General features: G+C 65.0%; 24 protein-coding genes. 12 read left to right on the top strand and 12 right to left on the bottom strand.

Going from position 1 to position 22,226, the window contains the following annotated elements:
- Positions 1-44 precede the first annotated feature (44 nt).
- Together AC1RRE_RS04920 and puuE are read left to right on the top strand one after the other, a co-directional pair.
- Positions 45-1,277: an allantoate amidohydrolase gene (locus tag AC1RRE_RS04920; RefSeq protein WP_492979978.1), complete on the top strand. Its 1,233-nt coding sequence runs from the start codon at positions 45-47 to the stop codon at positions 1,275-1,277.
- Positions 1,278-1,279: 2 nt separating this feature from the next.
- Positions 1,280-2,257, top strand: coding sequence for an allantoinase PuuE (puuE, locus tag AC1RRE_RS04915; protein WP_492979977.1), 978 nt, complete (start codon positions 1,280-1,282; stop codon positions 2,255-2,257).
- Here puuE and AC1RRE_RS04910 read toward each other — a convergent pair whose 3' ends face one another.
- A complete protein-coding gene (locus AC1RRE_RS04910) occupies positions 2,258-2,911 on the bottom strand; it encodes a TetR/AcrR family transcriptional regulator (protein ID WP_492979976.1) in 654 nt (217 codons plus the stop codon).
- Between the two features lie 125 nt (positions 2,912-3,036).
- On the opposite strand from AC1RRE_RS04910, the gene AC1RRE_RS04905 reads away from it, so the two are divergent.
- The 6 genes from AC1RRE_RS04905 to AC1RRE_RS04880 all read left to right on the top strand — a co-directional run bounded on the left by AC1RRE_RS04905 (position 3,037) and on the right by AC1RRE_RS04880 (position 9,858).
- The gene (locus AC1RRE_RS04905; protein ID WP_492979975.1) at positions 3,037-3,768 is read left to right on the top strand and encodes an SDR family oxidoreductase; all 732 of its coding nucleotides are present in this window, start codon (positions 3,037-3,039) and stop codon (positions 3,766-3,768) included.
- 126 nt (positions 3,769-3,894) lie between these two features.
- Positions 3,895-4,899 (top strand): NAD-dependent epimerase/dehydratase family protein, encoded by a 1,005-nt coding sequence (locus AC1RRE_RS04900; protein ID WP_492979974.1) that lies wholly within the window; start codon positions 3,895-3,897, stop codon positions 4,897-4,899.
- A gap of 173 nt (positions 4,900-5,072) precedes the next feature.
- Entirely contained in the window at positions 5,073-6,368 is a 1,296-nt protein-coding gene (locus tag AC1RRE_RS04895) for a TackOD1 domain-containing metal-binding protein (protein ID WP_492979973.1), read from the top strand.
- Positions 6,365-7,705 carry a glycosyltransferase family 2 protein gene (locus tag AC1RRE_RS04890; protein WP_492979972.1) on the top strand — a complete coding sequence of 447 codons (1,341 nt, stop codon included), beginning with the start codon at positions 6,365-6,367 and terminating at the stop codon, positions 7,703-7,705. Before AC1RRE_RS04895 ends, AC1RRE_RS04890 begins: the two co-directional genes overlap by 4 nt.
- A 20-nt stretch (positions 7,706-7,725) precedes the next feature.
- Positions 7,726-8,787 carry an HlyD family secretion protein gene (locus tag AC1RRE_RS04885; protein ID WP_492979971.1) on the top strand — a complete coding sequence of 354 codons (1,062 nt, stop codon included), beginning with the start codon at positions 7,726-7,728 and terminating at the stop codon, positions 8,785-8,787.
- Between the two features lie 93 nt (positions 8,788-8,880).
- The gene (locus AC1RRE_RS04880) at positions 8,881-9,858 is read left to right on the top strand and encodes an NAD-dependent epimerase/dehydratase family protein (protein ID WP_492979970.1); all 978 of its coding nucleotides are present in this window, start codon (positions 8,881-8,883) and stop codon (positions 9,856-9,858) included.
- Between the two features lie 6 nt (positions 9,859-9,864).
- Here AC1RRE_RS04880 and AC1RRE_RS04875 read toward each other — a convergent pair whose 3' ends face one another.
- The 4 genes from AC1RRE_RS04875 to AC1RRE_RS04860 form a co-directional block, all read right to left on the bottom strand.
- On the bottom strand, positions 9,865-10,170 hold the full coding sequence (locus AC1RRE_RS04875; protein ID WP_492979969.1) for a hypothetical protein: 306 nt from the start codon (positions 10,168-10,170) through the stop codon (positions 9,865-9,867).
- Positions 10,171-10,226: 56 nt separating this feature from the next.
- Positions 10,227-11,420 carry a benzoate/H(+) symporter BenE family transporter gene (locus AC1RRE_RS04870; protein ID WP_492979968.1) on the bottom strand — a complete coding sequence of 398 codons (1,194 nt, stop codon included), beginning with the start codon at positions 11,418-11,420 and terminating at the stop codon, positions 10,227-10,229.
- A 206-nt stretch (positions 11,421-11,626) separates the two neighbouring features.
- Positions 11,627-12,283 carry a LysE family translocator gene (locus AC1RRE_RS04865; protein WP_492979967.1) on the bottom strand — a complete coding sequence of 219 codons (657 nt, stop codon included), beginning with the start codon at positions 12,281-12,283 and terminating at the stop codon, positions 11,627-11,629.
- Positions 12,284-12,397: 114 nt separating this feature from the next.
- The gene (locus AC1RRE_RS04860) at positions 12,398-12,760 is read right to left on the bottom strand and encodes a hypothetical protein (RefSeq protein ID WP_492979966.1); all 363 of its coding nucleotides are present in this window, start codon (positions 12,758-12,760) and stop codon (positions 12,398-12,400) included.
- Between the two features lie 499 nt (positions 12,761-13,259).
- Between AC1RRE_RS04860 and purB the strand changes: the two genes are divergently transcribed.
- Positions 13,260-14,633, top strand: a complete 1,374-nt coding sequence (gene purB / locus AC1RRE_RS04855) for an adenylosuccinate lyase (RefSeq protein ID WP_492979965.1) — start codon at positions 13,260-13,262, stop codon at positions 14,631-14,633.
- Between the two features lie 62 nt (positions 14,634-14,695).
- Positions 14,696-15,577: a haloalkane dehalogenase gene (locus AC1RRE_RS04850; RefSeq protein WP_492979964.1), complete on the top strand. Its 882-nt coding sequence runs from the start codon at positions 14,696-14,698 to the stop codon at positions 15,575-15,577.
- On the opposite strand, the gene AC1RRE_RS04845 is transcribed toward AC1RRE_RS04850, so the two are convergent.
- On the bottom strand, positions 15,578-16,030 hold the full coding sequence (locus AC1RRE_RS04845) for a VOC family protein (protein WP_492979963.1): 453 nt from the start codon (positions 16,028-16,030) through the stop codon (positions 15,578-15,580).
- A gap of 87 nt (positions 16,031-16,117) precedes the next feature.
- Between AC1RRE_RS04845 and gcvA the strand changes: the two genes are divergently transcribed.
- Both gcvA and AC1RRE_RS04835 read left to right on the top strand, forming a co-directional pair.
- Positions 16,118-17,020 (top strand): transcriptional regulator GcvA, encoded by a 903-nt coding sequence (gene gcvA, locus AC1RRE_RS04840; protein WP_492979962.1) that lies wholly within the window; start codon positions 16,118-16,120, stop codon positions 17,018-17,020.
- 14 nt (positions 17,021-17,034) lie between these two features.
- Positions 17,035-17,943 (top strand): 5'-methylthioadenosine/S-adenosylhomocysteine nucleosidase, encoded by a 909-nt coding sequence (locus AC1RRE_RS04835; RefSeq protein WP_492979961.1) that lies wholly within the window; start codon positions 17,035-17,037, stop codon positions 17,941-17,943.
- Between the two features lie 54 nt (positions 17,944-17,997).
- Here AC1RRE_RS04835 and argB read toward each other — a convergent pair whose 3' ends face one another.
- The 6 genes from argB to rpmH are packed head-to-tail and all read right to left on the bottom strand — an operon-like array spanning position 17,998 to position 22,224.
- A complete protein-coding gene (gene argB / locus AC1RRE_RS04830) occupies positions 17,998-18,915 on the bottom strand; it encodes an acetylglutamate kinase (RefSeq protein WP_492979960.1) in 918 nt (305 codons plus the stop codon).
- Between the two features lie 43 nt (positions 18,916-18,958).
- The gene (gene yihA, locus AC1RRE_RS04825; RefSeq protein WP_492979959.1) at positions 18,959-19,612 is read right to left on the bottom strand and encodes a ribosome biogenesis GTP-binding protein YihA/YsxC; all 654 of its coding nucleotides are present in this window, start codon (positions 19,610-19,612) and stop codon (positions 18,959-18,961) included.
- 5 nt (positions 19,613-19,617) lie between these two features.
- Positions 19,618-21,423, bottom strand: a complete 1,806-nt coding sequence (yidC, locus tag AC1RRE_RS04820; RefSeq protein WP_492979958.1) for a membrane protein insertase YidC — start codon at positions 21,421-21,423, stop codon at positions 19,618-19,620.
- Complete coding sequence (gene yidD, locus AC1RRE_RS04815) at positions 21,423-21,689, bottom strand: membrane protein insertion efficiency factor YidD (protein ID WP_492979957.1); 267 nt, start codon at positions 21,687-21,689, stop codon at positions 21,423-21,425. Before yidD ends, yidC begins: the two co-directional genes overlap by 1 nt.
- The gene (gene rnpA / locus AC1RRE_RS04810) at positions 21,686-22,078 is read right to left on the bottom strand and encodes a ribonuclease P protein component (RefSeq protein WP_492979956.1); all 393 of its coding nucleotides are present in this window, start codon (positions 22,076-22,078) and stop codon (positions 21,686-21,688) included. Before rnpA ends, yidD begins: the two co-directional genes overlap by 4 nt.
- A gap of 11 nt (positions 22,079-22,089) precedes the next feature.
- On the bottom strand, positions 22,090-22,224 hold the full coding sequence (gene rpmH, locus AC1RRE_RS04805) for a 50S ribosomal protein L34 (protein ID WP_492979955.1): 135 nt from the start codon (positions 22,222-22,224) through the stop codon (positions 22,090-22,092).
- Positions 22,225-22,226 lie beyond the last annotated feature (2 nt).

Here is a 22,226-nt window from a genome sequence, read left to right as displayed (position 1 = left end):
ATTCTTCAGACCACAGCCTTTTGTTCAGATCAAGGACCCGCCCCATGCCCGCGTACCGCTTCGCCGACCGCATGCTCGCCCAGCTGGACGAACTCGGTCGCATCAGCGAAAGCTCCGATTTCCTGCAGCGCACCTTCCTGGTGCCCGAACAGAAAAAGGCGCATGAGCGGGCGGCGGACTGGATGCGCGAGGCCGGGATGGAAGTCGAGCATGACTCGGCCGGCAATGTGGTCGGCCGCTATGCCGGCGCGACACCGAATGCGCCCATCCTGATGACCGGCTCGCATCTGGATACCGTGCGCAATGCCGGCAAGTATGACGGCATGCTGGGCGTGATCGCGCCGATCGCCTGCGTCGCCGACCTGCACAAGCGCGGCAAGCGCCTGCCCCATGCCATCGAGGTGATCGGCTTCGCCAACGAGGAAGGCACCCGCTTCGGCTCGGCCATGACCGGCAGCCGCGCCATCGCCGGCACCTTCGATCCCGCCATCCTGGAAGCCAGGGACAAGCAGGGCGTCAGCATGGGCGAGGCCTACAAGACCTACGGCCTCGATCCGGCGAAGGTCGGCTTCTGCGCCCGCAAGCCGGGCAGCATCGCCGCCTTCATGGAACTGCATATCGAGCAGGGCCCGGTGCTGGAGCAGGAAGGTCTTGCTTTGGGCGTCGTCACCGCGATTTCCGGGGCACGCCGCTATCGCGTCGAGATCACCGGCCTCGCCGGCCATGCCGGCACGGTGCCGATGGGCCAACGCCAGGACGCGCTGATCGCGGCGGCCGAGATCGTGCAGTATATCGAAAAGCGCTGCACCGGCACGCCCACGCTGGTCGGCACCGTCGGCATGCTGGAAGCGCTGCCCGGTGCGATGAATGTCATTCCGGGCAAGGCCGTCTTTTCGATCGACGTGCGCGCCGGTGAAGACGACCTGCGCGACCTGGCGGCGGAAGACATCCTCAAGCACATCTCCATCGTCTGCGCCGGCCGCAAGCTGGAAAAGAAGATCACCGAGCTTTACAACAGCACCGCGACGCCCTGCCATCCGGCGTTGATGGATGCGGCCGAGGCCGCTATCAAGGCGCAGGACGTGAAGACCATGCGCCTGCCGTCGGGTGCCGGCCATGATGCCGCGACGCTGGCGCCGCTCTGCCCCATCTCGATGATCTTCATGCGCTGCACGCGCGGCATCAGCCATAACCCGCTGGAAGCCGTACTGCCCGAGGATGTGGAAGTCGCTACCAGCGCCCTGCTGCATTTCATCGAGAATTTCCGCGCGCCCTGATCATGGCCCAGAAGAAAACCCCGAAGAAGACTGCGAAAAAAACCGATATTGTCGCGAAAGCGCTGGGCAACAAGCCCTATCCGCGCGACCTGATCGGCTATGGCGAGCATACGCCCGATCCGAAATGGCCGGGCAAGGCGAAGATCGCCGTCAGCTTTGTGCTGAATTACGAGGAAGGCGGCGAGCGCAGCATCCTGCACGGAGACAAGACCTCGGAAGCTTTCCTGCACGAGGTCCCCGGTGGCGCACCGCGCGACCGCATGCGCGACGAGCAGGTGGAAAGCGTCTACGACTACGGCAGCCGCGCCGGCTTCTGGCGCATCATGCGGCTGTTCAAAGAGCGCGACATGCGCTTCACGTCCTGGGCCGTCGGCATGGCGGTGGCGCGCTACCCTGAAGCCGCCCGCGCCATGCATGAAGCCGGGCACGAGGTCGCCAGCCACGGCTGGCGCTGGTACGACTACAGCAAGGTGCCGCTGGCCACCGAACGCGCCCATATGAAACTGGCCATCGAAGCGATCCGCCAGGCGACCGGCGCGGCGCCGCGCGGCTGGTATACCGGCCGCCTGTCGTCCAACACGCTGAAACTGGTGGCCGAGGAAAAGAGCCTCGCCTACGCGTCAGATGCTTACGACGACGACCTGCCCTACTGGACCACGGCGGGCAAGAAGCCGCTGCTGATGCTGCCTTATACGTTTGACAATAACGACATGAAGTTTGGCCAGTTGCACGGCTTCGCCACCGGCAACGACTTTTTCGATCACCTGAAGGATGCCTTCGACATGCTGTACCGCGAGGGCAGCGCGGGCGCACCGAAGATGATGACCGTGGCGCTGCATTGCCGCCTGATCGGCCGGCCCGGCCGCGCGGCGGCACTGGCGCGGTTCATGGACTATATCCAGAGCCACGATAAAGTCTGGATCACCCGCCGCATCGACATCGCCGAGCACTGGAAGAAGACGCATCCGTTCAAGGGATAGCTACGTCTTCCCTACCATCCCGTCCCAGGCCGCCATGCCGCCCTCGGCCATGGCCAGCAGCTGCTTTTTCGTTGCGCCATCACGCGCCTGGATCGACAGGCCCTGCAGCAGGGCCGTATAGAAAGCCGCCATCGTCGCCGCATCGGCGCCGGCCGGTACGTCCTTTTCGCGGATGCCGCGCCGGATGCGGTCCTCGAACAGCCGTGATGCCGTGCGGCGAATACCGGCCAGCAGGGTGCGCACGCTCTTGTTTTCCGGTGCGCCGACAATGGCCGAGATCACCACCATGCAGCCCGGCGGCTTGGCCGGATCGACATAATTGGCGGCGTGATACCGGAACATCGCCGCAAAACCTTCTTTTGCCGTCGGCGCCGCCTCCAGCAAACTATTGGCCTCCACGCCCTCGCTGGCCTGGTAGAGTTGCACAGCTTCCTCGAACAGCGCCTCCTTGCAGGAAAAGGCGGCATAGAGACTGGGCGCGTTGATGCCCATGGCATCGGTCAGGTCGGCCATCGAGGTCGCCTCATAGCCGCGTTGCCAGAATACGCCCATGGCCTTTTTCAGCGCGGCGGTGCGGTCGAAACTGCGCGGCCGCCCGCGTTTCGGGGCGGAGTCCGGCGTCCTGGCAGTTTTCACGGGTGTCTGGCGGGGCATATCCGGATCCTGTGATTCCATCACATTCTGTATCAGTCGCTAAATAATGCGATTGACCACCGCCGGCAAGGGCCTATTGTCCATCCCACATTCTGTATCGATCACTACAAATCAGGAGAAAGACCATGACGACAGATATCAAGGGCAAGGTGGCGCTGGTGACCGGCGCCAGTCGCGGCATCGGCGCCGCTATCGCCAAGGGCCTGGCTGCGGCCGGCGCCGATGTGGCCATCACCTACAGCAGCTCGCCCGACAAGGCGGCAGCGGTGGTGAAGGAGATCGAGGCCACGGGCCGACGCGCCATCGCCATCAAGGCTGACAGCGCCGATCCGGCAGCGGTGCGCAGTGCCGTCGACCAGACGGCGAAGACGCTGGGTCGCCTCGACATCCTGGTGAACAACGCCGGCATCGCGCTCTACGGCCAGACGCTGGAAGATATCGATCAAACTTTGGCAGTGAACACCCGTGCGCCCTTCCTCACCTCGCTGGCCGCAGCCGAACATATGACCAGCGGTGGCCGCATCATCACCATCGGCTCCTGCCTGGGCGAGGTCGTCCGCTTCCCCGGCATCGCGCTCTATTCGATGAGCAAGGCGGCGATGACCGGCATGACGCGCGGCCTGGCGCGAGACCTCGGCCCGCGTGGCATCACCGTGAATGTCGTGCAGCCCGGCCCGATCGACACCGACATGAACCCGGCCGATGGCGAGAATGCCGCCAGCCAGATCGCGCTCGGTGCGCTCGGCCGTTACGGCAAAACCAGCGAAATCGCCGATACCGTGGTCTTCCTGGCCGGTCCGGGCGCGGGCTACATCACCGGCGCGCAGATCGCCGTGGATGGCGGCACCAACGCGTAAAACCAACACCACGTAAAAAAACCGCCGGGCCGACCACAGGACTCACCCCTGGGCCGGCCCGGAACTTCCGGTTGCCTCTGCCGTTCTGCCTGACTTGTCGGTACAGGTCATTCAGCAGAGCGTCGCATGGCACATTTTCTCGTCACCGGCGGATGCGGTTTCATCGGCTCGCATCTGGTCGACCGCCTGCTCGGCCAGGGCCACCGCGTCCGTGTCCTCGACGACCTGTCCAGCGGCCGCACCCATAATCTCGCGCCCCAGGCCGAACTGGTGCTGGGCGATGTCGCTGACCCCGAGATCACCTCTGCCGCCATGCGCGGCATCACCGGCTGTTTTCATCTGGCCGCCATTGCCAGCGTGCAGGCATCGGCAGAAGACTGGCTCGGAACCCACCGCACCAACCAGACCGGCACCATCACCATCTTCGATGCTGCCCGCAAGCGCACCGTGCCGGTGGCCTACGCCTCTTCTGCCGCCGTCTATGGCGACAGCAGCGATCCGCATCAGGCCGAGCGGTCGATCGCGCGTCCCCTCACCGCCTATGGCGCCGACAAACTCGCCTGCGAATTGCAGGGGCGTGTGGCCGCGCTCGGTCATGGCGTGCCCAATACCGGACTCCGCTTCTTCAATGTCTACGGTCCGCGGCAGGACAGCTCTTCGCCCTATTCCGGAGTCATCAGTGCTTTCGCCAGCCGACTGGCCTACGGCAAGGCACTGACCTTGCATGGCGACGGGCAGCAGGTGCGCGACTTCATCTTCGTCGCCGATGTCGTCACGCATCTCACGGCGGCGATGGACCAGATGCTGGAACGCCAGCGTGATCGCCATACCGCCGAGGCCCATGTCTTCAATGTCTGCACCGGGCGCGCCACCCGTATCCGCGATCTGGCGCTGACCATGGCGACACTGGCCGGCCGGCCGCCGGCGTTGCAGCATGGCCCGGCACGGCCCGGCGATATCCGCCTGTCGCTCGGCGATCCCACGGCCGCCATCCGTGACCTGCATGTCGCCGCCACCACGCCGCTGGAAGACGGCCTGTGCATGACGCTCAGCCGCGGCGATTTTGCACCGCCCCAGCTGCGGGCGATGCCGCTTCACCATCTCCCGGTCGAAGTTTCGCGCCCGCATTAGGGGCGCCGTGTAACGCATGCGGAACATCCGCGGCGTTTGTCACGATTTTTTCTCCCGACTCGGTGAATTTTTCCGCTCAAGCAACGTTTGCATTGCATACGTCCCTATTCGCCATCGGGCCGTTACCGCGATGGCGATATTTTTTGTGAAACGAAAAGAACAAGGCACCCATCATGTGGCGCATCCTTGCAATCGGTCGGTACGGCGACTCTCTGCCCGATCATCCCGCCATCCACTGGAGCGACGATGCGCGCGCGCCGTATGACGCCGCCGCGCTGTTCGGCCCGACACTCCTGCCCACGGACCTCTCGCCGCTGACGCCGCTGGCCAGCTTCGGCGTGACGCCGCCCCTGCTGCCTGATTTCGCCGCGACGCAGGCCGCGCCTGAACAGCTGGATGCCATGCTGGCGGCCTTCGCGCCGATCCGCACTCGGCTGGATGATATAAATGCCGTGGCCGACACGCCGGAACTGTCGGTCCTGCGTCTGGGCTACAGCCGCGCGCAGTCCATCGATGCGCTGCTCAGCCCGGCCACCAGCACCACTGTCACCTATCCGCTGCTGCAGGGCCGTCCCGGCATCGACGCGGAAACCCTGCGCCCCACGCTGGAATCGCTGGCCGGCATGGACCTGCTGGAACGCCGCTTCGCTGCGCGCGTGCTCGGCTGCCCGGCCTGCCATGGCGGACGGCTGAACGCTTTCGAGGCCTGCACCGCCTGCGGCAGCGCCAATCTCTTCGAGGAACCGATCATCCATCACTACCGCTGCGGCTTCCAGGATGGCGAAAGCCGCTTCCTCAGCGGCCTCGACCTCGTCTGCCCGAAATGCCAGCAGGAGCTGCGGCATTTCGGCGTCGACTATGGCCGTCCCGGCACCATGATGCGCTGCCGCGCCTGCCAGCAGGTGATGGGTGAGCCGCAGCCGAGCTTCCATTGCCTCGACTGCGCCACCACCAGCCGCGGCGAGCAGACCCTGCCGGTCGACTGGTTCCACTACACCCTGACCGAGCGCGGCATCGCGGCCGCGCGCGACGGCGAACTGCCGCAGCTGGACATCGCCAGCCTGATCCGCGCCATGCCGCGCACCATGCCGCTGAAGGATTTCGTGCTGCTGGTGCGCGAGCAGGTGCTGGTGGCCCGCCGCTACGACCGCGCCATGACGCTGGGGCGCATCCATATCGGCAACCTGGCCAGCCTGCGCCGTGTCAGCGGTGTGCCGGCGGTGAATGCAGCGCTGCGGTTGTTCGCGCAGATTCTGGTGGAAAATCTGCGCGAGACCGACTTCGCCACCGTGCCGCGCGACGATCGGCTGCTGATCGCGCTGCCCGAGACGCCGGTCGGCGAGGCGCAGCGGATTTTCGACCGCATCGCCAGGGCTGCCGGCGACACGCTGGTGCATGATCTGGCGCTGCGCTTCGAGGCCATGCCCGCCGCGCAGGCCGGCGAGCTGCTGGAGGAACTGGTGGCATGACCGGCGATCTTGCCGCGACCCTCGCTGCCGGTCTCGACCTGCTGTTCGCACTCGATGCGCAGGATCTGGTGCCGCTGTTCTGGATGATGATCATCCTGGAGCTGCCGCGCTATTTCATCGGCGCGGTGGTCTTCCTCGCCGGCTCGCTGCAACAGCGCGGCATCCTCCGGTACAGGGACGCATCGGCCGAGGACCCCGGCCAGCCACCGCTGGAGCGCCGCAAGTTCAGCGTAATTCTCGCCGGCCATAACGAGGCGCTGGCGCTGCCCACCTGCATCCGCTCGATCCTGGAGCAGACCGTGATGCATGACACCGTGCTGGACACGCGGCGCTGCCAGATCGTGGTGGTGGACGACGGCTCGAGCGACAACACGGCCGACGTGATCGCCGACCTGCAGCGCCAGGGCCTGATCGATGTCGGTTTATCCCTCAAACTACGGGGCGGCAAATCCGCCGCCACCAACCTGGCGCTGGCCCATTGCAGGCATGACATCGTCATCGTGGTCGATGCCGACACCACCTTTGACCGTGACGCCTTCGAGCGCATGATCGCGCATTTCGACGATCCGCGCGTCGGCGCGGTGGGCGGCAGCCTGTTCGCCCGCAACGCCCGTACCAGCCTGACCACGCTGTACCAGGATATCGAATACCGCATCTCGATCTCGCTTGGCCGCCGCATCAGTTCGATGATGAACATCCTCGGCATCGTGTCGGGCGCCTTCGGCGCCTTCCGCCGCTCGGCCCTGGAACAGGTCGGCGGCTTCGATGTCGAGGTCGGCGAGGATGCCGACCTGACCATGAAGCTGCGCGCGGCGGGCTGGCGTCTGGTGTTCGAGCCGCGCGCCCGCGCCGGTACGGACGTGCCGGTCGACGTGATCGGCCTGATCCGCCAACGCCTGCGCTGGGACCGCTCGGTGATCACCGTCTGGCTGCGCAAGTACAAGCAGATGCTGAATCCCTTCCATGCCAATTTCGACCTGGCCAATGCACTGGTGATCTGGGACGTGGTCTTCATGCAAGTGCTTATCGCCGGCGGATTCTTCGTCTATCTGGGCTGGCTGCTGCTCACCTTTGGCTGGTTCGGCTTCGTGCTGCTGATCGCCACATTGGCGGTCTACGCCATCCTGGCCGCCATGATGCTGCTGATCGCCGGCCTAGCCGACAATGACGGCGAGGTGTTGCACCGGTTTCTCTTCCTGCCCTATTACGTGCTGTTCGCCTGCTTCGTCATGCGAGCCGTGCGGGTCTATTCCGCCATCGACGAATGGATATTCCGCACGTCCTTCCACGACTCTTATGTGCCCCGGCGCGTCATGCGCCAGGTGGAAAACTACTGACAAGAAAAGGATCGCGAATAATGCGACGCTTCCGCCTGCGCTCACGCCCCGACACTTTAGGCAACGACGTCCGCCGCCAGACCGTGATCTGGACCAGGCTGGTCTATCTCTGCATCCTGGGCGGCCTCGGCCTGTGGTTCACCGATTTCCTCTTCGGCTCGTATGTTTACCTGAAGAGCGAAGGCATGGTGGTGGCGCCCTCGGCCACCCTGGCCACCGAATATCCGGCCACCATCCGCGACATCAGCGTGCGCGAGGGCGACCGCGTCACCGCCGGCCAGCGCATCGCCGGCATTTCCTCGCAGCAGGTGACCGAAACCGTGGCACGGCTGACCAGCGATCTCGCCCGCCTGCGCGCCCAGGAGGCGGATCTGCGCATCCAGGCCGAGAAGAACGGTTCGCTCAACCAGCTGGCCAGCCAGCGCAGCCAGCTCGCCGCGCAGACGCGCGAACGATACGAGGAGCTGCAGAAGCGCGGCGTGCTGCCGATGGACAAGCGCATGGCGGCGATGGACAGCGAATATCGCTCGCAGCTCGATGCCGGCGCGCTGAAGGCCGAGACGGCGGCGATCAGGCAGCAGCTCGAGCGGCTGGCGCCCGTCATCGACAAGGCCGAGATGGCGCTCATGCAGCTCGAAACGCTCTATGGCACCGGCGAACTGGTCTCACCCATCGACGGCATTGTCGGCCGCCGCAATGTCGAGGCCGGCACGGTGATCGCGCCCGGCGCGGTGGTTGCCGAAATTTACGGCAACGGCACTTACATCCTGGCCTATATGCCCATCGGCACCCTGTACACTGTGGCCGTCGGTGAGCGCGTCACGGTGGAATGGGGCGTGAAACGCACCCGCGGCCGCATCGCCGCCATCGAGCCGGTGGCCATGGCGCTGCCCAGGGAATTCCAGACCGCCTTCAAGCCGGTGTCGCGCAACCAGCTGCTGCGCATCGATTTCGATCCGCCGCGCGCCGGTCTGCCGCATGGGGGGCAACCACAAGGGGATGAGGAGACTCCGCCGCTCTTCACCAAGGTTGGTATTCACAGCGACGGCCTGATCGGCAGCCTGCTTGGTACCATTTTCTGAACCGTCGCCGGAGCGTATTGCAGCCGCACAGACTCCACTTGCAAGCCGCCGCATTCCGTTCCAGTTTACGGCCGGTTTTCCTCAAGGCTCTGCATGACGCGGTATCTCATCACAGGCGGCTGCGGCTTCATCGGCTCGCATCTGGTCGACGCCCTGCTGGCGCTGGGGCATGATGTGCGCGTGCTGGACAATCTCAGCGCCGGCCGCACCCAGAATCTCAATCCCAAGGCCGAACTGATCTTCGGCGATGTCGCCGATCCGCTCACCGTGCGCGCCGCCATGCGCAACAGCGACGGCTGCTTCCATCTCGCCGCCCTGCCGGTCAGCGATGATGCGGACTGGCTCGACACCCATCGCACCAATCTCACCGGCACGGTCACCGTGCTGGATGCCGCATGCCGCGACAAGCTGCCGGTGGTCTATGCCTCATCCTGCGCCATCTATGGCGAGAATCTGGAACCGCGCCTGGCCGAAGGCATGCCGGCGCGTCCGCGCGACCGGCGCGGCGCCGATGCCCTGAGCTGCGAGGTGCAGGGGCGCATCGCAGCCGGCTATGGCGTGCCCAATACCGGCTTGCGGTTTTTCCATGTCTATGGCCCGCGGCAGGACGCCGAACTGGACGGCGCCGGCGTGGTCGCGCGCTTCGCCGCGCGGCTGGAGGCCGGCCTGTCGCTGACCCTGCAGGGCGACGGCGAGCAGACCCGCGACTTCGTCTATGTCAGCGATGCGGTGGCCTGGCTGGTGGCGGCGATGCAGCGGCTGGAAAACCGTGGCGTGGCCCAGGCCGATGTCTTCAATCTCTGCAGCGGCCGCGCCACCCGCATCCGCGAACTGGCCATGCTGATGACGCGGATTGTCGGCGGCCCACTCGACCTGCGGCTGGCCGCGCCGCGCGGCAACGACCTGCGCCATCTGGTCGGCGATCCCGACTTCGCCGCCACCAGCCTGCGCATCCGCACGCAGGTCTCGCTGGAGGCAGGCCTGCGCCAGACCCTGGCGCCGCTGCTGGTGAAAACCGGCAGCAAGGCGGCGGTCGATATACCCGCCGCCGCCTATCTCGCCTCGCTATAAATCTGCTCAGTCTGCTCCGTGCTTGCCGGTGCGGCCGTAGCGCTGTTCCTTCGGTTGCTGTGTCGGGCGCGTGGGTGACGTCGGGTGCACGTCCAGGCCTTCGGGTTTCTCGCCCGTGCCATCGGTGACGAAATCGTCGTGATGCTCGGCGGCGAACTGGTCGTTGCCATAGGTGCCGGGGCCATAGCTGCCCTGGCGCGGGGAATTCTTCACCAGCGGCTCCTTGTGCAGCGGCCCGTCGCCACGGCCATGATCGCCGGGTTCCAGCGTGAACTGCTGCGGGGCTTTGGGAGGGACAATCGTCTTGGGCATGGCGGGGCTCCTTCTCTGCAGAAGAAACCCGCCACGCAGCCTTCAGGTTCCGGCTTTCAGATTCCCGGCTTTTTGGCCTTCCAGCGCGTCAGCGCCAGGATCGCGCCGCCCGCCACCAGGCCCCAGAAGGCGCCGCCGATGCCAAAGATGGTCAGGCCCGAGGCCGCGACCAGAAATGTAATGGCGGCTGCCTCGCGGCTCTCGGCGTCACTCAATGCCGCTACCAGCGAGGACGCAAACGCGCCCAGCAGGGCCAGGCCCGCCACCGCCTGGATCAGGATCGGCGGCGCCGCCGCGATGAAGGCCGTTGCAGCCCCCGCCCCCAGACCCAGCAGCATATAGGCCGTGCCCGCCACCGTGGCGGCGACCCAGCGCTTGGTGCGATCGGGATGCGCGTCGGGCCCCGCGCAGATCGCCGCCGTGATCGCGGCGAGATTCACCGCATGGCTGCCAAAGGGCGCGGCCAGCAGTGAGAAAATCCCGGTGTCGCGAAACAGCGGCGACGGATCGGGGTGATAGCCGTTGGCGTTCAGCACCGCGATGCCCGGGATGTTCTGCGAGGCCATGGTGACGATGAATAACGGCAGCGCCACGCCGATGATCGCCTGCAACGTGAAGACCGGCATCACGAAGACCGGCTGCGGCACCAGCGCATCCGGCGCGATGCCGGACAGATCGGTGGTGAGGGCGATGATGATCACCGTGACGATCACGGCAGCCGGCACGGCATAGAGCCGCTTCCACTTCGCCATCAGTGCCCAGGTCACCACGATGATCAGGCCATACAGCGGCATGGCGGCAACGGCCTTCACCGGCGCAAGGCACAGCGGCAGCAGCACGCCGGCCAGCATCGCATTGGCCAGCGGCGCCGGGATGGCGGCGACCCAGCGGCCGAGCGGCTTCCAGATGCCGGCGAGCGTGAGCAGCACGCCGCAGATGATGAAGGCGCCAACGGCGGCGGCAAAGCCGCCATCGCCAAGAGCCGCGAGGCCAGAGGTGGCGAGCAGCGCCGCGCCGGGCGTCGACCAGGCGATGCTGATCGGCAGGCGCGTGCGCAGGCTGATCACGATGGCGCAGAGCCCCATGGCGATGCTGAGCGCCATCAGGCCCGACGCCGCTTCGGCCTGGCTCGCGCCCATGGCGGTGAAGCCCTGCAGGATGACGGTGAAGGAGGAGGCAAAGCCCACAAAGGCGGCAAGCAGGCCGGCAGCGAAGGCCGGTGTGAGGGAGGTCTGTGCGTGCTGTGTCATATGTCCATGGCCGATGACGTGAGGCTCTGATGGCAGAGCATCGGGGTTGCGGTCTTCAGGTCATCGGCACGCTGGGCCGGCACAGAGCAGGTGTATATGACCGGCTGATCCGGTCATGAAAACTGTAGCGCGGCACACGCAGCCATTCCAGACCGGCGCGCCCTGATTTTATGCGATGGCTGCACTCAGCCGCAGCGATAGGAGGCTTACCGCCGCGCCTCCAGCGCCATATGTACAGCCAGCCCGGCCAGCACGGTGCCCATCAGCCAGCGCTGGATCAGCAGCCAGAGCGGACGGCCGGCGAGGAAGCTGGCGATGGTGCCCGCCGTGATGGCGATCATCCCGTTCACCGTGATGCTGATGGCGATCTGGGTGCTGCCGAGCATCAGCGACTGGCTCAGCACGCTGCCCGCCGTCATCGTGCCGGCGGCGGTTTCGGCCGGGGTGATGAACTGCGGCAGCAGCGCCAGATAGAGCATGGCGATCTTGGGATTGAGCAGGCTGGTGACGAAGCCCATGGTGAACAGCTTGCGCGGGCTGTCCTGCGGCAGATCCTTCACCTGGAACGGCGAACGGCCACCGGGCTTCAGCGCCTGCCAGGCGAGATACAGCAGATAGATCGCGCCGCCGAAGCGCAGCACGTCATAGGCATAGGGCACGGCAAACAGCAAAGCCGTGATGCCGAAGGCGGCGGAGAGCATGTAGACCACGAAGCCGAGACAGACGCCGCCCAGCGAGACCAGCCCGGCCAGCCGTCCCTGACAGATCGAGCGCGAGATCAGGTAGATCATATTCGGCCCGGGCGTCAGCACCATGCCGAGACAGACGGCGGCGAAGGCAAGCAGGTTCGTGGTGGTCGGCATGAGGGGAAGACTCGGCTGTTATGGCTTTTATGCCGCCATCCTAGCGGATGGTCTTTTCGCCTTCAGCAGCGGAATTGTCCTGCGACAATTCCGCTGCTGTTATTTCGGGCAGCGTTACTTCGGCTGCGGCAGGATCGGCCAGGCGGCGCTGAAGGGCTCGACGCGCGCGGTGTTGGCGGCGAACAGCACGATCTGGCGCAGCGGCGCCATGCGGCTCTCGCCATCCTTCTTGGTGACGGCATATTGCCAGGCCGGCATCTGGCCCTGGCGCGCCAGTTCGCGCGACACGATCTCGACATGGGAACCGCCAGCGCCCATGGCGGCGATCTGGTCGCGCGAGAAGCCGACGGTGACGTCGTCCTTCACGGTCACGATCCGGAACAGCAGGACATCAGCGCCCTTGTCCTGCGCGGACGTGGCGACAGGCAGGACAAGCAGAAGCAGCAGGGCGGCAAAACGGCAGAAACGCGTAAACATGGGAAAACCTCAAAAAGGCTGTTGCGGGGAGGGCGCGAAAACTAGCAAGCCGCCCGCCCCGCGCCTTTCACCTGCGGGGGCGAAATCCACCGGACACGGAGGACTCTCCCGGCTTGACTATCGGGACATTAGTTCTATCTATGTTCTTATTTACCTTGCCGATTTGCATACTTTCGTATGCGGTTCATCAGGGACAGTGGAAACGGGCCGGAATGGGTGCCAACGGGCCCCAGCGGGCTCCAGCGGGCTCCAGCGGTCACCAATGGGCAGCGAATGGACCGGAATGAACTGAAACGAACCAAAACGAACGCAAACGAACACGAACGAAGCCAAACGAACCAAAACGAAGCCAAACGAACGCAAACGAAGCGAAACGAACCGGCCCGAAGCCGATTGGATCACCTTGATTGGCCCGCCCTGAGGGTCTAAACCAGCCGCGCAAGTCAGGCGGGCCGAGTCCCGCCGTTTTCCTCCTCCGATTCTGCCCAGAGGCTTTGCGATGATCCCGCGCTATACCCGTCCCGAAATGGCTGCCATCTGGGAGCCGGAACAGCGCTTCCGCATCTGGTTCGAGATTGAGGCCCATGCCTGCGACGCGCAGGCCCAGCTCGGCGTGATCCCCAAGGCCGCCGCCAAGGAAGTCTGGAAAAAGGGCAAGTGGAAGGTCGACCGCATCGACGCGATCGAGCGCGAGACCAAGCATGACGTCATCGCCTTCCTGACCAACCTGGCCGAATATGTCGGGCCGTCCGCCCGGTTCGTGCACCAGGGCATGACCTCGTCCGACGTGCTCGACACCTGCTTCAACGTGCAGCTGGTGCGCGCCGCCGATCTGCTGCTCGCCGGCGTGGATCGCGTGCTGGCCGCGCTGAAAGACCGCGCCTTTGAATTCAAGCTGCTGCCCACCATCGGCCGCAGCCATGGCATCCATGCCGAGCCGACCACGTTTGGCCTGAAGCTGGCCGGCTTCCATGCCGAGTTCCAGCGCGCCCGCAAGCGCCTGGAAGCCGCGCGCGAGGAAGTCGCCACCTGCGCGATTTCCGGCGCTGTCGGCACCTATGCGCATATCGATCCCTTCGTCGAAGCCTGGGTGGCCAAGAAGCTCGGCCTGGTGCCGGAAACCGTGTCGACGCAGGTGATCCCGCGCGACCGCCATGCCGCCTACTTCGCGCATCTGGCCGTGGTCGCCGCCTCCATCGAGCGTCTCGCCACCGAAATCCGCCATCTGCAGCGCTCGGAAGTGATGGAAGCCGAAGAATTCTTCTCGCCCGGCCAGAAGGGCAGCTCGGCGATGCCGCACAAGCGCAACCCGGTGCTGACCGAGAACCTGACCGGTCTGGCCCGCCTGGTGCGTTCCGCCGTCGTGCCGGCGCTGGAAAACGTCGCGCTGTGGCATGAGCGCGACATCAGCCATTCAAGCGTCGAGCGCGGTATCGGGCCGGATGCGACCATCCATCTCGACTTCGCGTTGCATCGTCTGGCCGGCGTGATCGAGAAGCTGGTCGTGTACCCTGACAACATGATGAAGAATCTCGACCGCTTCGGCGGCCTGGTGCATTCGCAGCGCATCCTGCTGGCGCTGACCCAGGCCGGCGTCAGCCGCGAGGACAGCTACAAGATCGTGCAGAAGCATGCACACCAGATCTGGCAGCATGGCGGCGACTTCCTGAAGGCGCTGCTGGGCGAACCGGCGGTGACCAGCAAGCTGAAGCCGGCGCAGGTCACCGCGCTGTTCGATCTGGGCTATCACCTCAAGCATGTCGACACCATCTTCGCCCGCGTCTTCGGCAAGGAAGGCAAGACGCCCAAGCTGAAGAAAGGCAAGGGCAAAAAGGCTGCTCCGAAGAAGAAGGCGGCCAGGAAGAAGCGGTAAAAGATTGCCCGTCACCGGGTAATCGTGACAGCCTCTCCCTATAACAAAGGGAGAGGAATGCCATGATCGAGGCCCTGCGCACGCCCGACGAGCGTTTTGAAGACCTGCCCGGCTACGCCTTTCGGCCCCACTACCTCACCCACGATAACGGCCTGCGCATGCATTACCTCGACGAGGGCAAGCATGGCGGCAAGACCTTCCTCTGCCTGCACGGCCAGCCGACCTGGAGCTACCTCTATCGTCGGATGATTCCGGTCTTCACCGCCGCCGGCCATCGCGTGGTGGCGCCCGATCTCTTCGGCTTCGGCAGGTCCGACAAGCCGCGCGACGAAAGCACCTATACCTTCGATTTCCACCGCGACAGCCTGATCGCGCTGATCCGCGGATTGAACCTGCAAAACATCGTGCTGGTCTGCCAGGACTGGGGCGGCCTGCTCGGCCTCACCATCCCGAAGAAAATGCCCGAGCGCTTCACCGGCCTGCTGGTGATGAACACCACGCTGGCGACCGGAGACCAGCCGCTCACCCAGGGCTTCCTCGACTGGCGCGCCTGGAACAACAAGAACCCTGACATGGCGATCGGCAAGCTGATGAAGCGCGGCTGCCCGCACTTAAGCGACGCCGAAGCTGCCGCCTACGATGCGCCCTATCCCGATGCCGCCTACAAGGCCGGCGTGCGGCGCTTTCCCAATCTGGTGGCGGACAGTCCGGATGCCCCGGGTGCCGAAAGCGCGCGGCGCGCGCGCGATTTCTGGAGCAAGGACTGGACCGGCACCAGCATGATGGCGATCGGCATGACCGATCCGGTGCTTGGTCCGCCGGTGATGCGCGCCTTGGCCAAGCAGATAAAGAATTGCCCGGCGCCGCTGGAGCTCAGCGAGGCCGGGCATTTCGTACAGGAATGGGGCGAGCGCGTCGCGACCGAAGCGCTCGGCCGCTTCTAGTTACTTCGCGAAGATCATGTCGTCGTTGGCAAACGCCTTGAACTCAAGCGCGTTGCCCGAGGGATCGAGGAAGAACATGGTGTGCTGCTCGCCGGCTTCACCTTCGAAGCGCACATAGGGCTCGATGATGAAGTTGATGCCGGCCTTGACCAGCTTGTCGGCCAGCTTCTGCCAATCCGGGATGCTGAGGATGACGCCGAAATGCTTGGCCGGCACCTGATGGTCGTCGACCGAGCTGAAGGCCTTCACGCCACATTCTTCCGGCGCCAGATGGGCGACCAGCTGATGGCCGTAGAAATCGAAGTCGACCCAGTGTTCAGCCGAACGGCCTTCCGAGCAGCCAAGCAGCTCACCGTAGAACTTGCGCGTTTCCGGGATGTCCTTGACCGGGAAGGCCAGATGGAACGGGCGGATGGTGGTGTGCTTGGACTTGACCGGGGTCAGGGCATTCATGGGGAAACCTCATACGGGGTGGCTGGTCTATGGCGGGGATTTTAGCGGCTGGCGCGGCGCTCTCAACCGATTTAAACTTGGCCCATCATGAGTTTTTCTCATATAGAGCCGTCTCGCCTGCCCTCGTTGAACGCGCTGCGTGCCTTCAGCGTCGCCGGCCGTCACCTGAGTTTCACACGGGCCGCCGAGGAACTGCATGTCACGCAGGGTGCGGTCAGCCGCCTGGTACAACAGCTGGAAGCCGATCTGGGCGTCACGCTGTTCCGCCGCGGACCGCGCGGGCTGGAGCTGACCGAGGCCGGCGCCGCCTATCTGCCGCCGCTCAGCGATGCCTTCGAGCGCATGCAGGCCGCGACCAGGCTGGTGGCGCGCAGCGGCCGGCCGGCCAACCATCTGGCCATCACCATGCTGCCGACCTTTGCCATGCGTTGGTTCATGCCCAGGTTGGCCGACTTCCAGCGGCTGTATCCCGATATCTCGGTCGATGTCACCAGTGCCGACCGTCCTATCGACTTCGCACATGAACCCGTCGATGTCGGCATCCAGTATGGCAGCGGTGAATGGCCGGACGAGCTGACGGCGGAATTCCTGTTTCCTGAAACCGTGGTGCTGGTCGGCAGCCCGGCGCTGCTGAAAAGCAAGCCGATCAAAAAGCCCGAAGACGTGAAGCGCCACACGCTGCTGACCCATTCGACCCGACCCGAAGCCTGGACGGAGTGGTTTGCGGCCGCCGGCCTGAAAAGCGCCACGTCACCGCGCGGAGGGCCTGCCTTCGAACATTTCTTCATGTCGATCGAGGCGGCGGTCAACGGCCTGGGACTCGCACTGGTCCCGCATTTCTACGTCACCGGCGAATTGCGCGATGGCCGCCTGGTTGAACCGCTGCCGGGAAATCGCGTGGAGCGGCGCGGCGGCTATTACCTGCTGTATCTGAAAAGCCGCGACCGCGATCCGGCAATCCGTGCCTTCCGCAACTGGCTGTTCAGCTAACCCCGGAGTCTGCCATGCATGCGCTGCTTGCCTGCCTGCTGATGCTGATCACCTCGCCGCTGGTGGCGGCCGAGCGCCTCGATCCGAAGCCGCGCATCGCCGTGATGTCGGCTTTCGCGCCGGAATGGCAGATACTGAAAGCGACCACGACCGGGCAGCAGAGCCACAACGTCAACGGCATCGACTTCATCACCGGCCAGCTGGCGGGCCGTGACGTCGTGCTGTTCCTGAGCGGCATCAGCATGGTGAACGCCACGATGTCGACACAGATCGCGCTCGACCGCTTCGACATCAGCGGCATTGTGTTCAGCGGCATCGCCGGCGGTGTCGATCCCGGCCTGCATGTCGGCGACGTGGTTGTGGCGCGGCAATGGTCGCAGTATCTGGAAGCGACCTTTGCGCGCGATCTCGGCAACGGCCAATGGGCTGTGCCGCCCTGGCAGAGCCGCGATACCCCCAATTATGGCATGATCTTCCCCGGCCCGGTCGAGGTGCGCCGCACCGGCAGCACAGCGCCGGAGAAAAAGACATGGTTCGATGTCGACCCCGGCATGCTGGCCGCGGCCGGCAGAATGAGCGATGTGACGCTGAAGCATTGCATCACCGCCGCTCGTTGCCTGGAGCGCCGGCCACGGCTGATCATCGGCGGCAACGGCGTATCCGGTCAGGCTTTCGTCGACAATGCCGCCTTCCGCAGCTATGTCTTCGCCACCTTCAAGGCGCAGGTGCTGGATATGGAAAGCGCCGCCGTCGCCATGGTGGCCTATGCCAACGGCACACCCTTTATCGCCTTCCGCAGCCTGTCGGACCTGGCCGGCGCTGAGCAGGGCGGCAACGAGATGGCCACCTTCATGGGACTGGCATCCGACAATGCCGCCATGGTGGTGCAACGCTTCCTGCAGACCTGGACGCCACCACGGTAAACAAAAAAGCCGCCAGTTTTACCGGCGGCTTTTTCAAGGCAGAAAACGCAGCGCTTAAGGCGTGCGTTCAATCATCGTGCCGACGCCGTGCGCCGTGAACAGTTCCAGCAGCAGCACATGCGGGATGCGGCCATCCAAGATATGCGCCGCTGACACGCCGCCGCGCACGGCATCCAGGCAGGTTTCCACCTTGGGAATCATGCCGCCCGAGATGGTGCCGTCGCCCATCAGGACCAGCGACTCCTTGGCCGTGAGGCTGGGGATCAGCTTCTTGTCCTTGTTCAGCACACCAGCCACGTCGGTCAGCATCAGCAGCTTGGTCGCGCCGACCGCCGAGGCAATCGCGCCGGCTGAGGTATCGGCATTGATGTTGTAGGTCTCGCCGTTCTCGCCGATGCCGATCGGGGCCACCACTGGAATGACGTTGGAGCTGAGCAGGGTCTGCAGGATGCCGGGATTGATCCGCACCGGCTCGCCGACGAAGCCAAGGTCGAGCAGCTTCTCGATGTTGGAGCCCGGATCACGCACGCTGCGGCGCAGTTTGCGCGCCTCGATCAGGCGGCCGTCCTTGCCGCTCAGGCCGATGCCGGTGCCGCCGGCGGCGCTGATCGCAGTGACGATCGCCTTGTTGATCGAGCCGGCCAGCACCATCTCGACGATCTCGACGGTCGCCTGATCGGTGACGCGCAGACCGTCGACGAATTCGCTCTTGATCTTCAGCCGATCCAGCATCGCGCCGATCTGCGGACCGCCGCCATGCACCACGATGGGATTGATGCCGACCTGCTTGATCAGCACCACGTCGCGGGCGAACTGATGCGCCAGGGCCTCGTCGCCCATGGCGTGGCCGCCGTATTTGATGACCATGGTCTGACCGGCGAAACGACGCATATAGGGCAGCGCCTCGGACAGGACCTTGGCGGTCTGCTGCAGATGCGCTTCCAGCGGCTGCGGTCCGGTCGTCGTCTTCATGGTGCTTCTCGGCGTGTTATCGTTCAAACGGTTATACGGGGCGTCAGGCCAGGGCCGCAAGCTCGGCCCGCAGCTCGGGGATACCGATATCATCATGGCTGGACGTCATCCGGATGATGGGGTGGGCCGCCACATGCTTTTTCAGGACCGCCGCCACGGCGTCCTTCACCTTGCCCAGCTCCGCGGCGCTGGTCTTGTCGGCCTTGGTCAGGATCACCTGATAGATCACCGCCGATTTATCCAGCAGCTTCATGATGTCTTCGTCGCCGGCCTTGAGACCATGGCGGCCATCGACCAGCAGGCAGACGCGCTTCAGCTCCGGCCGGCCCCGCAGATAAGCCTGTGTGGTTTCGGTCCAGGCGGCCGCCTTGGCCTTGCCGACCGAGGAATAGCCATAGCCCGGCAGGTCGACCAGGCTGAAAGTGCCAAGGCCGAGATCGAAGAAATTGAGCTGCTGGGTGCGGCCCGGCGTATTGGACGTGCGCGCCAGCGCCTTGCGGCCGCAGAGCGCATTGACCAGCGAGGACTTGCCGACATTGGAACGACCGGCAAAGGCAATCTCGGGTCCGCGCGCCTCAGGCAACTGCGGCACGGTCATGGCTCCGGCGAAGAAATCGCAGGGACCGGCAAACAGCAGCCGGCCGCGTTCCAGCGCGGCCGGGCTGAAGCTTTCGTCCGGCGCCGGCAGATCGGCCATGCGCCTTACTTCTTCGGCTTGGGCGTGGGCTCGGGCTTTTCGGCACCACCGCCGATCTTCACGCCCATGCGCTTCATGATCACATACTGCTGCAGGATCGACAGCGTGTTGTTCCAGCTCCAGTAGATCACCAGGCCGGCGGCAAAGCTGCCCAGCATGAAGGTGAACACCAGCGGCATCAGCGCGAAGATTTTCTGCTGCACCGGATCCGGCGGCTGCGGATTCATCTTCATCTGCAGGAACATCGAAATGCCCATGATGATCGGCCAGACGCCGATCGAGAGAATCTGCAGCGGGCCGAGATGCGGCACATCCCACGGCAGGAAGCCAAAGGCATTCATCCAGGTGGTCGGATCGGGCGCGGAAAGATCCTGGATCCAGCCATAGAAGGGCGCATGGCGCATCTCGATGGCGATGTAGAGCACCTTATACAGCGCGAAGAAGACCGGAATCTGCAGAAGGATCGGCAGACAGCCGGCGGCCGGATTGACCTTTTCCTTCTTGTACAGCGCCATCAGCTCCTGCTGCATCTTGGCGCGGTCTTCGCCGTATTTCTCGCGCATCTTCTGCATCTCGGGCTGCAGCTTCTTCATCGCGCTCATCGAGACGTAGGACTTGTAGGCGAGCGGGAAGAACAGCAGCTTGACGATCACGGTGACCGCGAGCATGGCGAGGCCGATATTGCCCAGCACGCCCTTCAGATACTCGATGCTGTAGAACATCGGCTTGGTCAGGAAGTGGAACCAGCCCCAGTCGATCGACAGTTCGAAGCGCGCGATCTTCTGCTGTTCTTCATAGCGATCCAGCACGCGCACTTCCTTGGCGCCGGCAAACAGCATCGCGCTGCTGGTGATGCTCTTGCCCGGCTCGAGCTGCTGGCCCGCGCCGAGGAAATCGGCCTGGTAGCGATCAGGGCCGGCCGCCGGCTTGGCATGACTGAAGCGCGCCTTCACGGCCTGATCCGGTCCCGGCACCAGCGCGGTCTGCCAGTACTTGTCGGTGAAGCCGACCCAGCCACCGATGGTGTCGAATTCGCGGCCCTTGTCGTCGGCGAGATCCTTGTAGCTGAACTCCTTCAGCGTGCCCTTGTCGTCGGCCTTCTCGCGCGTCACGCCCACCGGGCCTTCATGCAGGATGTAGAGGCCATCGGTATGCGGCGTGCCATGACGCGAGACCAGACCATAGGGGAACAGCGTGATCGCCTGCCCGCCCTTGTTCTCGACCGTCTGCGTCACGGTGAATAGATAGTTGTCGTCCAGCGCGATCTTGCGCGCGAAGACCAGGCCCTGGCCGTTGTCCCAGGTCAGCGTCACGGTCTCGCCCGAGCGCAGCACGGCCTTGTCGGCGGTCCAGCGCGTCTGCGCAGTGGGTAGCGCGGCGCTGTTGCCAGCAACAGTCCAGCCGAACTCGGCATAGTAGGGCGACGGGCCGCCGGCCGGCGACAGCAGATGGATCGCCGGGCTGCCGGGCTGAATGGTTTCCTTGTATTCAGGCAGCACCACATCGTCGATGCGGCCGCCGGTCAGGTTCAGCGAACCGGTGAGGCGCTTGCCTTCGATCTTTACGCGCGGGCTGTCGGACAGCACCTTCTCGCGATTGGCAGGCGCCTCCATCTGCTGCGCCAGGCTCGGCAGCTGCGGCAGGCCGCCGCTGGCCGTGGGCGCGCCGGGCGCCTGCGGTGCGGTCGCCTGCGTCTCGGCCTGCTGCTGACGCAGCTTTTCCTGCTTCGGCGCTTCCACGAAGAACTGGAAACCGAGCATGATCGCAACCGACACCACGATCGCGATGATGAGATTCTTCTGGTCGGACATCAGACTGAGCCTTGCTGAACGGATGACGAGGTAGGCGTAACAGACTTTTGTGGCACTGGATCGTAACCGCTGCCGCCCAGCGGATGGCAACGCGCCAGCCGCCGCACGGCGAGATAGCCGCCGCGGCCCGCACCATGCTTCTCCAGTGCCTCGAGGGCATAGCAGGAGCAGGTCGGCTGGAAGCGGCAGTTATGCCCGATCCAGGGCGAGAGTACGAGGCGGTAGGCCTGCACGGGCAGGGCCAGCAGGCGGGCCAGCGGCGTCATGCCGCACCCCCGGAAATCTGATCGGAATTCTGGGCGGATTGACCATCCTGCCAGAGCTTCAGCTTGCGCAGCGCGGCTTCGAGATCGCGGCGCAGGGCCGCGAAGTCACGGGCCGGCGTGTCGCGGCGCGCGACCAGCACATAATCATGGCCGGGCATGGCATGAAGGGGGAGGATTTCGCTCACCAGCGCCTTCAGGCGGCGGCGGGCGCGATTGCGGGCAACAGCGTTGCCGACTTTGCGAGAGGCGGTAAAGCCAACACGGCGACAGTCCTTCTCACCGGGTGCGGCCTGCAGCAGCAGTCCCGGCAGCGCCACGCGCCGCTCGGCCGCCTGCACCCGGAGATAATCCGCGCGGCGGCGGAGTCGTTCGACACCGCCCGTCGCCATCGCGGACTGACTTAGGCCGAAAGCTTCTTGCGGCCCTGGGCGCGCCGCGAGGCGATGACCGCGCGGCCACCAACGGTGGCCATGCGGGCGCGGAAACCATGGCGGCGCTTGCGCACCAGCTTGGAGGGTTGATAGGTCCGTTTCACAG

The sequence above is a fragment of the Ferrovibrio sp. GW821-FHT12D07 genome, from assembly GCF_058807275.1.
This window is presented reverse-complemented; position numbering and strand designations above follow the sequence as displayed.

Excerpts from the sequence above, each read along its gene's own strand:
- AC1RRE_RS04865 (WP_492979967.1), bottom strand. The coding sequence starts at position 12,283 with ATGCCGACCACCACGAACCTGCTTGCCTTCGCCGCCGTCTGTCTCGGC.
- purB (WP_492979965.1), top strand. The coding sequence starts at position 13,260 with ATGATCCCGCGCTATACCCGTCCCGAAATGGCTGCCATCTGGGAGCCG.
- AC1RRE_RS04905 (WP_492979975.1), top strand. The coding sequence starts at position 3,037 with ATGACGACAGATATCAAGGGCAAGGTGGCGCTGGTGACCGGCGCCAGT.
- AC1RRE_RS04875 (WP_492979969.1), bottom strand. The coding sequence starts at position 10,170 with ATGCCCAAGACGATTGTCCCTCCCAAAGCCCCGCAGCAGTTCACGCTG.
- AC1RRE_RS04890 (WP_492979972.1), top strand. The coding sequence starts at position 6,365 with ATGACCGGCGATCTTGCCGCGACCCTCGCTGCCGGTCTCGACCTGCTG.
- gcvA (WP_492979962.1), top strand. The coding sequence starts at position 16,118 with ATGAGTTTTTCTCATATAGAGCCGTCTCGCCTGCCCTCGTTGAACGCG.
- yihA (WP_492979959.1), bottom strand. The coding sequence starts at position 19,612 with ATGGCCGATCTGCCGGCGCCGGACGAAAGCTTCAGCCCGGCCGCGCTG.
- AC1RRE_RS04885 (WP_492979971.1), top strand. The coding sequence starts at position 7,726 with ATGCGACGCTTCCGCCTGCGCTCACGCCCCGACACTTTAGGCAACGAC.
- puuE (WP_492979977.1), top strand. The coding sequence starts at position 1,280 with ATGGCCCAGAAGAAAACCCCGAAGAAGACTGCGAAAAAAACCGATATT.
- rnpA (WP_492979956.1), bottom strand. The coding sequence starts at position 22,078 with ATGGCGACGGGCGGTGTCGAACGACTCCGCCGCCGCGCGGATTATCTC.
- argB (WP_492979960.1), bottom strand. The coding sequence starts at position 18,915 with ATGAAGACGACGACCGGACCGCAGCCGCTGGAAGCGCATCTGCAGCAG.
- AC1RRE_RS04850 (WP_492979964.1), top strand. The coding sequence starts at position 14,696 with ATGATCGAGGCCCTGCGCACGCCCGACGAGCGTTTTGAAGACCTGCCC.
- AC1RRE_RS04920 (WP_492979978.1), top strand. The coding sequence starts at position 45 with ATGCCCGCGTACCGCTTCGCCGACCGCATGCTCGCCCAGCTGGACGAA.
- yidC (WP_492979958.1), bottom strand. The coding sequence starts at position 21,423 with ATGTCCGACCAGAAGAATCTCATCATCGCGATCGTGGTGTCGGTTGCG.
- AC1RRE_RS04910 (WP_492979976.1), bottom strand. The coding sequence starts at position 2,911 with ATGCCCCGCCAGACACCCGTGAAAACTGCCAGGACGCCGGACTCCGCC.
- yidD (WP_492979957.1), bottom strand. The coding sequence starts at position 21,689 with ATGACGCCGCTGGCCCGCCTGCTGGCCCTGCCCGTGCAGGCCTACCGC.
- AC1RRE_RS04870 (WP_492979968.1), bottom strand. The coding sequence starts at position 11,420 with ATGACACAGCACGCACAGACCTCCCTCACACCGGCCTTCGCTGCCGGC.
- AC1RRE_RS04900 (WP_492979974.1), top strand. The coding sequence starts at position 3,895 with ATGGCACATTTTCTCGTCACCGGCGGATGCGGTTTCATCGGCTCGCAT.
- AC1RRE_RS04845 (WP_492979963.1), bottom strand. The coding sequence starts at position 16,030 with ATGAATGCCCTGACCCCGGTCAAGTCCAAGCACACCACCATCCGCCCG.
- AC1RRE_RS04835 (WP_492979961.1), top strand. The coding sequence starts at position 17,035 with ATGCATGCGCTGCTTGCCTGCCTGCTGATGCTGATCACCTCGCCGCTG.
- AC1RRE_RS04880 (WP_492979970.1), top strand. The coding sequence starts at position 8,881 with ATGACGCGGTATCTCATCACAGGCGGCTGCGGCTTCATCGGCTCGCAT.
- AC1RRE_RS04895 (WP_492979973.1), top strand. The coding sequence starts at position 5,073 with ATGTGGCGCATCCTTGCAATCGGTCGGTACGGCGACTCTCTGCCCGAT.
- AC1RRE_RS04860 (WP_492979966.1), bottom strand. The coding sequence starts at position 12,760 with ATGTTTACGCGTTTCTGCCGTTTTGCCGCCCTGCTGCTTCTGCTTGTC.